At 69.8% G+C, this 12,448-nt stretch carries 9 protein-coding genes; 5 read left to right on the top strand and 4 right to left on the bottom strand.

Translation table 11 applies throughout. The annotated features are described in order from the left end of the window. Positions 1–13: 13 nt before the first annotated feature. The gene (gene purU / locus VFA06_RS07255; protein WP_349260091.1) at positions 14–895 is read left to right on the top strand and encodes a formyltetrahydrofolate deformylase; all 882 of its coding nucleotides are present in this window, start codon (positions 14–16) and stop codon (positions 893–895) included. A 274-nt stretch (positions 896–1,169) separates the two neighbouring features. On the opposite strand, the gene ppc is transcribed toward purU, so the two are convergent. Beyond that, positions 1,170–4,031, bottom strand: a complete 2,862-nt coding sequence (gene ppc, locus VFA06_RS07250) for a phosphoenolpyruvate carboxylase (RefSeq protein ID WP_324839657.1) — start codon at positions 4,029–4,031, stop codon at positions 1,170–1,172. Between the two features lie 168 nt (positions 4,032–4,199). Next, positions 4,200–5,201: an SMI1/KNR4 family protein gene (locus tag VFA06_RS07245; protein ID WP_324839656.1), complete on the bottom strand. Its 1,002-nt coding sequence runs from the start codon at positions 5,199–5,201 to the stop codon at positions 4,200–4,202. Between the two features lie 523 nt (positions 5,202–5,724). On the opposite strand from VFA06_RS07245, the gene mfd reads away from it, so the two are divergent. Continuing rightward, the gene (gene mfd, locus VFA06_RS07240) at positions 5,725–9,303 is read left to right on the top strand and encodes a transcription-repair coupling factor (RefSeq protein WP_324839655.1); all 3,579 of its coding nucleotides are present in this window, start codon (positions 5,725–5,727) and stop codon (positions 9,301–9,303) included. 61 nt (positions 9,304–9,364) lie between these two features. On the opposite strand, the gene VFA06_RS07235 is transcribed toward mfd, so the two are convergent. Further along, a complete protein-coding gene (locus VFA06_RS07235) occupies positions 9,365–10,003 on the bottom strand; it encodes a maleylpyruvate isomerase N-terminal domain-containing protein (RefSeq protein WP_324839654.1) in 639 nt (212 codons plus the stop codon). Between the two features lie 71 nt (positions 10,004–10,074). On the opposite strand from VFA06_RS07235, the gene VFA06_RS07230 reads away from it, so the two are divergent. From VFA06_RS07230 to VFA06_RS07220, 3 genes are all read left to right on the top strand, one after another. Continuing rightward, positions 10,075–11,118, top strand: coding sequence for a MazG family protein (locus tag VFA06_RS07230; RefSeq protein ID WP_324839653.1), 1,044 nt, complete (start codon positions 10,075–10,077; stop codon positions 11,116–11,118). Positions 11,119–11,183: 65 nt separating this feature from the next. Continuing rightward, the gene (tatA, locus tag VFA06_RS07225; protein WP_324839652.1) at positions 11,184–11,456 is read left to right on the top strand and encodes a Sec-independent protein translocase subunit TatA; all 273 of its coding nucleotides are present in this window, start codon (positions 11,184–11,186) and stop codon (positions 11,454–11,456) included. A gap of 191 nt (positions 11,457–11,647) precedes the next feature. Continuing rightward, positions 11,648–11,794, top strand: a complete 147-nt coding sequence (locus VFA06_RS07220; protein ID WP_324839651.1) for a hypothetical protein — start codon at positions 11,648–11,650, stop codon at positions 11,792–11,794. A gap of 46 nt (positions 11,795–11,840) precedes the next feature. On the opposite strand, the gene VFA06_RS07215 is transcribed toward VFA06_RS07220, so the two are convergent. Further along, positions 11,841–12,365, bottom strand: a complete 525-nt coding sequence (locus VFA06_RS07215; protein WP_324839650.1) for a DinB family protein — start codon at positions 12,363–12,365, stop codon at positions 11,841–11,843. Positions 12,366–12,448: the final 83 nt, after the last annotated feature.

Genomic DNA, 12,448 nt, shown 5'->3' with positions numbered 1-12,448 from the left:
GCTATGGGCGAAGATGGAGGGCATGACCACGACGCCCGCCGAGCCCCGCGAGTACGTGCTGACGCTCTCCTGCCCCGACCAGCGCGGAATCGTGCACGCGGTGTCCAGCTTCCTGCTGGTCACCGGCTGCACCATCGTGGACAGCCAGCAGTACGGCGACCCGGACACCAAGCTGTTCTTCATGCGCGTGCACTTCGTGGCGCAGGAGCCGGGCGTCGACCTCATGTCGCTCAACGGGGGCTTCACGGCGACCGCGGCGGCCTTTCACATGGCCTGGCAGATCCACGACGCGGCCACCCGCATGCCGACGCTGATCATGGTGTCCAAGTTCGGGCACTGCCTCAACGATCTGCTGTTCCGGCACAGCATCGGCGCGCTGCCGATCGAGGTCCCGGCGGTGGTCTCCAACCACACCGACTTCCAGGGCCTGGTCGAGTCGTACGGCATCCCGTTCGTCCATCTGCCGGTGACGAAGGAGAACAAGGCGGAGCAGGAGGCCCGGCTGCTGCACCTGGCCGAGGAGAACGGGGTCGAGCTAGTCGTGCTGGCGCGTTACATGCAGGTGCTCTCGGACGATGTGTGCAAGGCGCTGGAAGGCCGGATCATCAACATCCACCACTCCTTCCTGCCGTCGTTCAAGGGCGCCAAGCCGTATCACCAGGCGCATGCCCGCGGCGTGAAGCTCATCGGCGCGACCGCGCACTATGTGACCGCCGACCTGGACGAAGGCCCGATCATCGAGCAGGACGTCGCGCGCGTCGGCCACGGCCTGACGCCCGATCAGCTCGTCGCCGTGGGCCGCGACGTGGAGTGCCGGGTGCTCTCCCGTGCGGTGGCCTGGCATTCGGAGCACCGGGTGCTCGTCAACGGCCGCCGCACGGTGGTGTTCCCCTAAGTCGGTGTTTCCCTAAGTCAGCGTTCCCATCAGTCATTGCCCCGTAGGTCACCGGCCGTTCATTACGTTAGGTGGCTGTGGATTACGCGCAGAGTTATCCACAGAATGTATCCACAGGTCGTGGACAACCCGATCTTGTTTATCCACAGGTCGGCGGGGGAATGATTAAGATCCGCTCAAGGTGAACCCCGAACGGCGGCGAAAAGCACAGCGGACGGCCAACGGCCGTCCGCTGTCTTACTTTACGAGCTCAGCCGGTGTTGCCCCGGAGCCGTCAGCCGGTGTTACGCAGCCCGGCCGCGACGCCGTTGACCGTCAGCAGCAGCGCCCGGGTCAGCTGCGGCTCGATCTCCTGACCCGCCGCGACCGCCTCACGGTGCCGCTTGAGCAGCGCCACCTGGAGGTACGAGATCGGATCGAGGTACCGGTCCCGGATGCGCAGCGTGCGGGCGAGCACCGGGTCGTGCCCGAGCAGCTGCTGCTGACCGGAGACCCGCAGCACCTGCTGGACCGTCAGCTCGTGCTCTTCCTTGATCACGTCGAAGATGTGCTGAAGCTCCTCAGGCACCAGCTGGTTCACGTACCGCGCCGCGATCCGCAGGTCGGTCTTCGCCAGCGTCATCGAGACGTTGGACAGGAAGTTGCGGAAGAAGTGCCACTGCTCGTACATCTCGGCAAGCACCTCGGCGTGCCCGGCCTCGTACGCCGCCGCCAGGCCGGTGCCCACGCCGAACCAGCCGGGCACGATCTGCCGCGACTGCGTCCAGCCGAACACCCACGGGATCGCCCGCAGTCCCTCCAGCCCCGCCCCCGAGTCGGGACGGCGCGAGGGGCGCGAGCCCAGGTGCAGGTCGCCGAGCTGGTCCACCGGGGTGGAGGCGAGGAAGTACTTCGGCAGGTCCGGATCCTCCACCAGGCCGCGGTACCGCGCGAAGGCCGCGTCGGAGATCCCTGACATGGTCGCCGTCCAGCGGGCCAGCGCGTCGGCGCTCTGCCGCGGCCCGAGGTGCAGCACCGAGGCCTCCAGCGTGGCGGCGACGGTCAGCTCCAGGTTCTCCCGCGCCAGCGACGGCAGCGCGTACTTGTCCGAGATCACCTCGCCCTGCTCGGTGACCTTGATCTCGCCCTCGAGCGTGCCCCAGGGCTGGGCCAGGATCGCGTCGTGGGTCGGGCCACCGCCGCGGCCGACCGTGCCGCCGCGGCCGTGGAAGAGCCGCAGCCGCACGCCGTGCCGGTGCGCGACATCGCGCAGCTTGCGCTGAGCCAGGTGGATCTCCCACTGGCTGGTGGCGATCCCGGCCTCCTTGCACGAGTCGCTGTAGCCGAGCATCACCTCCTGCACGTCTCCGCGCAGCCGTACCAGCTTGCGATACGACGGGTCGCTGAGCAGGTCGTTGAGGATCGAGTCGGCCTGGCGCAGCTCGCCCACCGTCTCCAGCAGCGGCACGAAGCCGATCGCCGCCCGCTCGCCGCGCAGGTCGATCAGGCCCGCCTCGCGCGCCAGCAGCACGGCCGCGTACACGTCGTCCACGCCCCGGCACATCGAGATGATGTAGCTCTCGATCACGTTCGGGCCGAAGCGGTCGATCGCCTCCCGGATCGCGGTGAAGATCCCGAAGGTACGCGACCCGGCCTCGTCGAGCAGCGGGGTCGCGGTGGCCAGGTCGGGGGCGCGGTGGATGGCCACCGGGAGCAGCGCCAGCGGCCGGCGCGAGCGCAGCTCCTTGGCCAGCAGCCCGGCCCGGTAGTCGCGCGGCATGTCCTCGTAGCGCCACGACTCGCCGCCGAGCCGGTCGATCAGCTGGCCGATCGCGTGGTGGTGCGCGTCAGCGTGCTCGCGCACGTCCAGGGTCGCCAAGTGCAGGCCGAAGGCGGAGACGGTGCGGATCACCTGGTCCAGCGAGCCGCGCGCGATCAGCTCGCCGCGGTCGGCCAGCAGCGACTCGCGCATCAGCAGCAGGTCCGCGACCAGCTCTTCGCCGTTGAGGTAGTCCTGCCCCGGAGCGTGCGGCCGCCGCTCGGCGATCCGGCGCCGGGTGTTGATCAGCTTCTGCCGGATGCAGATCGCCTTGAGCCGGTAGGGCTCCTCCTGGTTGAGCCGCTTGTAGCGCGGGGCGATGTCGGGCAGCACGGCCAGGTCCGCCTCGACCGAGGCCTCCAGCTGCGGGCTGACCCGGGCGATCCGCTTCGAGGTGGACAGCGAGCTCTGCAGCTGGCCGACCACCTTGAGCGCGTCCTCGATGGCCCGCTCGTGCTGCAGGCTCAGGATCTCCAGCGTCAGCTGCGGGGTGACGTTCGGGTTTCCGTCGCGGTCCCCGCCGATCCAGGAGCCGAAGGACAGCGGACGCGCGTCCACCGGCAGCGTGACGTCGATCCGATCCAGCTCCGCGGCCAGTTCGTCCAGCACGTCGGGCACGGCGCTGGCGTGCAGCTCGTCGAGGTAGTACAGCGCGTTGCGGGCCTCGTCGGTCGGCTCGGGGCGCGCCACCCGCAGCTCGTCGGTCTGCCACAGCGACTCCACCAGCTCGGCCAGCCGCCGCTCGGCCCGCCGCCGCGCCACCGGGTCGCTGGACTCCACGAACGGGTTGGCGTCCAGCAGCAGCGCGATCTGCCGCAGCTTGGTCAGGATGGTGCGCCGGGCCGCCTCGGTGGGGTGCGCGGTGAAGACCGGCCGGATGGACAGGTACGAGACGACCTGCTCCACCCAGTCCCGGGTGACCTTCGACTCCGGGTCCTCGATCGCCGCCGCTATCCGGTCGATCGCCTGGGTCAGCCAGGAGCCGACGGTCGCGCGCTGGGTGTGCAGCTCCCGGCCGCGGTGCACCTGCTCGGTGACGTTCGCCAGATAGAAGTACGTGGAGAAGGCGCGCACCAGGCGGATCGCGGTGGCCAGGTCGATCTCGGCCAGCCGGCGCACCGCCCGCTCACCGTCCGCCGGGTCGTCCGACCTGGTGAGCGCGCGCACCTCCTCGACCAGGTCGAACAGCTCCTGGCCCTCCTGCCGCACCAGGGTGCGGCCCAGCAGCTCGCCGAGGGACTTGATGTCCGTGCGCAGGGCGGCGTCCGGGGAAGCGCCTTGGTCCGGGTGGGGGGAGGAAGGTCGGTCTGCTACGTCGCGCGTCTCGGGCTCGGGCATGGCTCATCCTCGGCAGGTCGGCAACACTGCTTGGCGGACCACGCTGTCCACACCTGGGCTCATCCTATGCGGCGTTCGTCACATCTTCGTTATCAGTTCACTCGGTGAGACTGAGGTCCACCTAAAGCTACGCCGCCACGGACCACGCTGGTCAGAACGGGAGTGCGCTCAGCGGCGGCGCAGGTGAGCCGGCAGCGCGGAGCCGAGGTGCGGCTGCTCCTCGACCGGACGGGCGTGTCCGCCCCGCACCGCCGCCTCCGAGATCTCCACGATCTGCGCGGGCAGCGCGACCAGGTGCCTGGCGAAGTCGTCGAAGTCGTTGCCGACCCGGTGCAGCAGCTCGGCGCACACCGAGGCGGCGTCACGGCCGTCGTGGTCGCGCGGATCGTCGTCGTCGAAGTACCAGACCGAGCCGAGGTCGCCGCCGCGGATCTTCAGCGCCAGCATCCCGCCCTGAACGAACCCGATGCCGAGGTACTCCTCGGTGAACCGGTCGTACAGCGACTGGTTCGCGTAGACCAGGTCCTGGTGCGGATCCGAGCGGCGCAGCCCGAACAGCCAGCCGTCCGCGATGAAGCCGCAGTTGAGGTTCACCGCGGGCACCAGCGGCCGGCCGCCGTCCGTCCCGCCGAGGAAGCGGCGGTAGGAGACCGGTAGCTGGAAGCCGAGCTGCGACTCCAACTGCACCAGGGCCTCCTCCGGCACCGAGCCGGAGCGCTCAAAGGCGACCGGCTCGAGCATGCCCTCGTGCCAGAGCCCCGACTTCGACGGGTCAGCCTGGAGCGTGGCGATGCCACCGTGATGCCGGAACGACGCGTTCAGTTCGGCCGGCACGAGGTACAGCTTGCGGCTGCGCGCCTCGTGCACCCAGGTCCAGCCCTCCGGCGTCACCGTCGGCGGGCGGCCCTGCTGCCAGAGCGGGTCGCCGCTGCCCGAGCCGATCAGGTTGGCCGCGATGACGTCGGTCACCCGAACCTCGTCGACGGACAGACCTGACGGCGGGTCAGCGATCTCGACCGCCAGCCGCGCGTACACCGAGAAGTTGGGGTAGCCGTGCAAGTCCACGTAGACGCCGCGCGGGTACTTGCGGTCCAGTTCCGGGTCGCTGAACTCGATCAGCCGGCCGGCGAACTGCCCGTTCGGTATCGCGGCGCGCGTCGGCGAACCCATGCCCGATCCTTGCGTCATGATCTCCAGCCCTTGTCCCGAACGGTCACGTCCACCCGGCCGAACCACCGCAAGAGTCCCGCTGCGGTCACCGAAGTCGGCATTAACGTCAGTGGAACGGTACCCGTCAGAGTCCCGGCTGCGGTAGGCAGGAGCGCCTTTCAGTGTCCGTTTGGCTCCCGACATCGGCCGGGGCTAGTGGGCGGCTGTAGGCTCGGCCGCCGCGCTGCGACGGGTGTTCGCCCTGGCTGTACGTGTCTCGGCGTCGGCGCGTCGGCCGACCCTGCGCCGCCGCCCCGACCGATGGCGGGAGTATGTATTTGGCGTAATTGTGCGCGGCTACTTGCACTACTTGCGCCCCCGGAGCGGTTGTGGCTCGGTGATCGGATGTCCGTTCGACCGTGCCTTCGCGGGGGAGCGCCGCCTGTCGGCCGGTCCGCGTACCCTGGACAGGTAAGCCCTCACCCCCCGTCTCTTAGAGACTGGGGGTAGTCCGCGTGCCCGCCATGGACCGAGGAGTTCCCCCATGCCACTGCCCGGACTGCTCGGCCCTGTCGCGCAGGACTCGGCGATCGTCGCCGCGGTGCAGGCCGCCCGCGCCGGCGACCGGCCCCGCCTCGACCTGACCGCGCCACCGGGGCTGCGCCCCTTCGCCCTCGCCGCGATCGCCGAGCGAGCCGGCCGGCCCCTGCTCGCGGTCACCGCCACCGGCCGGGAGAGCGACGACCTGGCCGCCGGGCTGCGCAGCCTCCTCGGTGCCTCCGCCGTCGCCGAGTTCCCGGCCTGGGAGACCCTGCCGCACGAGCGCCTCTCGCCGCGTTCGGACACGGTCGGCCGCCGCCTCGCCGTGCTGCGCCGGCTGACCCACCCGGGCGCCGAGGGCGACGAGGTGCTGCCGAAGGTCGTCGTCGCACCGGTCCGCGCCGTGCTGCAACCGCAGGTGGCCGGGCTGGGCGACCTGGAGCCTGTGCGGGTGACCGCGGGACAGGAGATCGAGCTCGACGAGGTGGTCCGCCGCCTCGGCGACGCCGCCTATCTGCGCACCGACCTGGTCGAGAAGCGCGGCGACTTCGCGGTGCGCGGCGGCATCCTCGACGTCTTCCCGCCCACCGAGGAGCACCCGCTGCGGCTCGAGTTCTGGGGCGACCAGATCGAGGAGATCCGCTACTTCAAGGTCGCCGACCAGCGCTCCCTCGAAATCGCCCAGCACGGCCTGTGGGCGCCGCCCTGCCGCGAACTGCTGCTCACCGACACGGTTCGCAAGCGCGCGCACGGCTACGCCTCCGAGTTCCCGGCGCTCGCCGACGTGTTCAGCAAGATCGCCGAGGGCATCGCGGTCGAGGGCATGGAATCGCTGGCCCCGGTCCTGGTCGACCGCATGGAACTGCTGATCGACCTGCTGCCGCAGGACACCCACATCGTGTCCATCGACCCGGAGCGGATAAGGGCGCGCGCCGCCGACCTGGTGCGTACCTCGCAGGAATTCCTCGACGCTTCCTGGGCTGCGGCCGCGATGGGCGCCGCCGCGCCGCTCGACCTGAACGCCGCCTCGCTGTGGTCCCTGGCCGACGTGCGCGAGCACGCACAGGAGCGCGGCCTGCCCTGGTGGTCCATCAGTCCGTTCGGCTTCGCCGACAGTGGGCACCGTGTCGCGGACGAGGCGCTGGCCGAGTCCGGCGACGAGGCCCTAGACACCGACGACACGGTCACTGCCGACGCCGTCGCAGCCCCCGAATACCGAGGCGATACCACGGCCGCGCTCGCCGACGTACGCAACTGGCTGCGCGAAGGCTGGCGCGTCGTGCTGGTCACCGAAGGCCACGGCCCGGCCGAGCGCCTTGTCGAGGTCGCCAAGGGCGCAGACCTCGGCGCGCGCCTGGACATCGACCTGCCCGACGCCCCCGAGCCCGGCATCGTGCACGTCGCGACCGGTTCGATCGACCACGGATTCGTCCTCGAACGCGCACGCACCGTCGTGCTTACCGAGTCGGACATGGCAGGGCAGCGTTCGTCCACCAAGGACATGCGCCGGATGCCCTCACGCCGCCGCAACATGGTCGACCCGCTCCAGTTGCACGCGGGCGATTACGTCGTGCACGAGCAGCACGGCGTCGGCCGGTACGTCGAGATGGTGCAGCGCACGGTCGCCGGAGCGACCCGCGAGTACCTCGTCATCGAGTACGCGGCCAGCAAGCGCGGCCAACCCGGCGACCGCCTGTTCGTCCCCACCGACCAGCTGGAGCAGGTCACCAAGTACGTCGGCGGCGAGTCCCCGTCGCTGCACCGGCTCGGCGGCTCCGACTGGCACAAGGCCAAGAGCCGGGCCCGCAAGGCGGTCAAGGAGATCGCCGCCGACCTGATCAAGCTCTACTCGGCGCGCATGGCCGCCCCCGGCCACGCCTTCGGCCCCGACTCGCCCTGGCAGCGCGAGCTCGAGGACGCGTTCCCCTACGTGGAGACCCCGGACCAGCTCGCCTGCATCGACGAGGTCAAGGCCGACATGGAGAAGTCGGTGCCCATGGACCGGCTGATCTGCGGCGACGTGGGCTACGGCAAGACCGAGATCGCGGTGCGCGCCGCCTTCAAGGCCGTTCAGGACGGCAAGCAGGTCGCCGTGCTCGTGCCCACCACCCTCCTCGTCCAGCAGCACTTCTCCACCTTCGCCGAGCGCTACGCGCAGTTCCCGGTCAACATCAAGGCGCTCTCCCGGTTCCAGACCGACAAGGAGGCCGCCGAGGTGCTGCGCGGCCTGTCCGAGGGCACCGTGGACATCGTCATCGGCACCCACCGGCTCTTCTCCAAGGAGGCCAAGTTCAAGGACCTCGGCCTGGTGATCGTGGACGAGGAGCAGCGCTTCGGCGTCGAGCACAAGGAACACCTCAAGCAGATGCGCGCGAACGTGGACGTGCTGACCATGTCCGCGACCCCCATCCCGCGCACGCTGGAGATGGCGGTGACCGGCATCCGGGAGATGTCCACCATCCAGACCCCGCCCGAGGAGCGGCACCCGGTGCTCACCTTCGTCGGCGCGTACGAGGAGAAGCAGATCGCCGCCGCGATCCGCCGCGAACTGCTGCGCGAGGGCCAGGTCTTCTACATCCACAACCGGGTCGAGTCGATCAACCGCGCCGCCGCCCGGCTCCAGGAACTGGTCCCCGAGGCGCGCATCGCCATCGCGCACGGCCAGATGAACGAGCACACCCTGGAACGGCTCATCGTCGACTTCTGGAACCGTGAGTTCGACGTGCTCGTGTGCACCACGATCGTCGAGTCCGGCATCGACATCTCGAACGCCAACACGCTGATCGTGGAGCGCGCGGACGTCTTCGGGCTCTCCCAGCTGCACCAGCTGCGCGGCCGGGTCGGACGAGGCCGAGAGCGGGCGTACGCGTACTTCCTCTATCCGCCGGAGAAGCCGCTGACCGAGACCGCGCACGAGCGCCTGGCCACCATCGCGCAGCACACCGACCTCGGCGCCGGCATGTACGTCGCGATGAAGGACCTTGAAATCCGCGGCGCGGGCAACCTGCTCGGCGGCGAGCAGTCCGGGCACATCGAAGGCGTCGGGTTCGACCTCTACGTGCGCATGGTCGGCGAAGCGGTGAACGAGTACCGCGCGCAGGCTGAGGGACGCACCGAGCCCGAGCCCGCCGACGTGCGCGTCGACCTGCCGATCGATGCCCACATCCCGCACGACTGGGTTCCGGACGAGCGGCTGCGTCTGGAGGCGTATCGGCGCATCGCGTCGATTACCGACCCGTCCGGCGTCACCGAGGTGCACGACGAACTGGTCGACCGCTACGGGCAGCTACCGGTGCCTGTGGGCAACCTGCTCGCGGTCGCGCTCTTCCGCGCGCACGCGCGCTCGGCCGGGCTCACCGAGATCGCGATGCAGGGCAACTACATCAAGTTCGCGCCGGTCGAATTGCGCGAGTCGCAGCTCATGCGGCTCCAGCGGGTCTACCCGAAGTCGCTGAACAAGGCCCCGACGCAGACGATCCTGGTGCCCAAGCCGATGACGCAGCGGATCGGCGGACAGCCGGTCACCGGCCTGGAACTGCTCGCCTGGTGCCGCGCGTTGATCGACGCCGTGATCTTGATGTGAGATCGGCCCGGCCCTACTCAGGTCGTAGGTGTCGGGCCGATCCGCGCGCTCGTGTTCCTCGTCAGAGAGCAGAGATCGACGCGGGCGCGCGCTCGGAACGACTGAGCGCGCGCAGCACCGCCGTCTGCCCATGCCGCCGCAGCGCGATGCGCGTCAGTACGTCGACCACGGTCTGGACCGCTTCCGCCGGGAACTGCGGCGTCGGCACGCCGACGCTGTGCGCCAAGTCGTCGCTATGCACGATGAGCTCCAGCATCCGGCTGGCGACGAACGTGTCCAGGCTCACCGAATACCCGCTCCAGTTCGGGCGGCGCACCGGCCGATCCGGCTCGAAGGACAGGGTCTTGCGCAGGTCCGCGATGCACGCCGCGGTGCGCGCGGCCAGCTGCTCCGGGCCCTCCCCGGCCACCTTCTCGCCGCCCGCGCGAATGCTCTGGTTGAACTCGGTGTCGAGATCCGTGCCGATCCAGGCCGCCCGCGCGTAGTACTCGTCCAGCCCGACCACCGGCTCGACGGGCACCGGGTCGGCCAGCATCGACGGAATGAAGAACACCTGCGCGGCCAGATGCCCGGCCAGGCCGCGAACGCTGAGCTGGGCGAGCGCCGACGGCTCGTCCCAGGCCGCCGCGACCTCAGGAGCCGCGAGCAACTCCGCGGCAGCCTGAGCCACGTCCAAGTACAGATCCCTGATTTCAGTCACGCCTGCCATCCCCTCCGTGCGGCGGATCTTGTTGCGTCAGACTACGGGTGCGAACGCCGTAGGGTTAAGGCATGGCTGGCCGCATCGTCCTCGTCCCGTTCTCTCCGCGCGTGGCCCCCGGGTTGGTGTCAGCCGCGGCTTGGCGCCTCATGACCAGTCCGGACGCGGTTGTCCACACCGGCTCGCCGGACCACCCCGTGCTGCCTTACCTTGACGACGCCGACGTGCAGATCGTCGTCTTCGATGCCGAGGCCGGCGCGTACGAGATCGCCGTCGATCTGATCGCGCAGGCCGAGGCGGGCGCCACCGTGGTCTGGATCGCCGCGCCGGACGGCGACGAGGCGCTGGCCCAGGCGCTCGGCGGGCAGCTCGCGCACGGCTCGGAGATCGAGCTTGAGCTGCTGCCCGGCAGCTACGACCTGCCCGGCGCGAAGGTGCTCGACCTGATCGCGGTCATGGACCGGCTGCGCTCACCCGGCGGCTGTCCGTGGGACGGCGAGCAGACGCACCAGTCGCTGGTGAAATACCTGTTGGAAGAGGCCTACGAGACCGTCGAGACGATCGAGGACGGCAGCTACGACGAGCCGGGCCCCGGCCGCGACGCGCTGCGCGAAGAGCTCGGCGACGTGCTGCTCCAGGTCGCCTTCCACTCCCGCATCGCGCAAGAGCACCCGACCGACCCGTTCAGCATCGACGAGGTCGCCGAAGGCATCGCGAAGAAGCTGATCGGCAGGCACCCGCACGTCTTCGCCGGGGCCTGCGCCGACACGGCCGCCGACGTCGAGGCGAACTGGGACAAGATCAAGGCGGCGGAGAAAGGTCGGACCTCCGCCGTCGAAGGCGTACCGCTCGCGCAGCCCGCACTCTCGCTCGCCGACAAGCTGCTCAAGCGCGCCCGCAACAGCCAGATCCCGGTGCAAGTGCCCGCGATCCCGGAGGAATCGGCAGCTCAGGCCAAGGACGCCGAGGCGGTCGGGCAGCTGCTGCTTGCCGTCGTGGCGCACGCACGTTCGCTCGGCGTGGACCCGGAGGAAGCGCTGCGCGCAGCGGCCCGTGGCCTGCGCGATCAGATCGTGGCGGCCGAGACCTCCCGGGATGCCCGGGTGGCAGGTTAGTCTGGTTGGCGGTACCGGACGAAACGCTCCGGTCGGACTGCGACTGCGCTGTAGGAGAACGAACCATGCTCCGTGGGCTTGAAGGCTGGCACATCGTCATCATCGTCGCGCTCGTCGTGCTGCTGTTCGGCTCGCGCAAGCTGCCGGACGCCGCGCGCTCGGTCGGCCAGTCGCTGCGCATCTTCAAGTCGGAGATGAAGGCCGCGGCCAAGGACGGCGCCGACGGCCAGGCCGACGCCAAGAAGGACGCAGCGCCGCAGCAGGCGGTCGAGGGCAAGGTCGTCACCCCGACGGTCAACGACTCCGTCCCGCACAACTCCGGCGTCTCGCAGCCCTGACGTTTCCCGTCCGGCCGGCACGGTCCGGCGGCGACGGAACGTTGACTCAGACCTGGTCAGGCGGCATTAGCCTGATCGCCGGACCGCGCGGCGCGAGCGCAGCACGTCAGCGCGGTCCGTCAAGTCCCACGATCGTGTGAATATCGGAGTTCTGACTTCCTATCCCGCCATGCCTTTGCCATGGTGGAAGTGTGGAACTCGAATATTCGTTGCCTCCCCGCCTTCAGCAGCGTTTGGCAGACCTCGCCCGTAGGACCGGGCGCAACGAGTCCGAGATCCTGGCGACCGCCGTCCTGTGGTACCTCAAACAGGTGAACCAGGAGCAGCCGGTCCGCTGAGCGGCCCCGCGGTGTCGGTTCCCGGCTGAGTCGGCTTCCGGTTGCGCTAGTTTCCTGCCGCGGCCGCGGCCATCCGCGCCGTGGTGCTGGACCCGTCCAGCGCCTCCCGGATGATGTCGGCGTGGCCGCTGTGATGCGCGATCTCCCGGAAGACGTGCAGCAGAATCTGGCGCACCGTCCAGACGACCGGCTCAGCAGGCGACCACGGATAGCGCGGCAGCGTGATCCGGCGGTCGAGGTCGGGCTCGTCGCGAACGGTCCGGTCGAACTCGGCTGCCGCCTCGTCAAACGAGCCGAGTACGCCGTCGAGGGTTTCCGACTCGGTCATCCGGTAGGCGTCGCGGTCGATGTCCGACCAGCCGAACTCGGCCGGCGCGGAGCCGTCGATCACCGCGAGCCAGCCGCGTTGTACCGCTGCGAGGTGCTTGACCAGGCCGCCGAGCGTCAGCTCGCTGACCGTGGTGCGGCTCCTGGCCTGCTCGTCGTCGAGGTTCTCGACCGTGTACCGGAAATTCGTCCGCTGGTCTGCGGCCATCGCCAGCAGATCCCGACGCTCCTGATCGCTCTCCATGGCGCAGACCCTAGTGCGCGGACGGTGCCCGGCAAGGTGCGGTGTGCCTCCCCGCGCACCGATTCAGCCGATCGCGTGACCTC

The organism is Actinocrinis sp., from assembly GCF_035653575.1.
In the GTDB taxonomy this organism is placed as follows: Bacteria; Actinomycetota; Actinomycetes; order Streptomycetales; family Catenulisporaceae; genus Actinocrinis.
This window is presented reverse-complemented; position numbering and strand designations above follow the sequence as displayed.

Coding starts and splice junctions, on each gene's coding strand:
- purU (WP_349260091.1), top strand. CDS start 14: ATGGAGGGCATGACCACGACGCCCGCCGAGCCCCGCGAGTACGTGCTG.
- ppc (WP_324839657.1), bottom strand. CDS start 4,031: ATGCCCGAGCCCGAGACGCGCGACGTAGCAGACCGACCTTCCTCCCCC.
- VFA06_RS07245 (WP_324839656.1), bottom strand. CDS start 5,201: ATGGGTTCGCCGACGCGCGCCGCGATACCGAACGGGCAGTTCGCCGGC.
- mfd (WP_324839655.1), top strand. CDS start 5,725: ATGCCACTGCCCGGACTGCTCGGCCCTGTCGCGCAGGACTCGGCGATC.
- VFA06_RS07230 (WP_324839653.1), top strand. CDS start 10,075: ATGGCTGGCCGCATCGTCCTCGTCCCGTTCTCTCCGCGCGTGGCCCCC.
- tatA (WP_324839652.1), top strand. CDS start 11,184: ATGCTCCGTGGGCTTGAAGGCTGGCACATCGTCATCATCGTCGCGCTC.
- VFA06_RS07215 (WP_324839650.1), bottom strand. CDS start 12,365: ATGGAGAGCGATCAGGAGCGTCGGGATCTGCTGGCGATGGCCGCAGAC.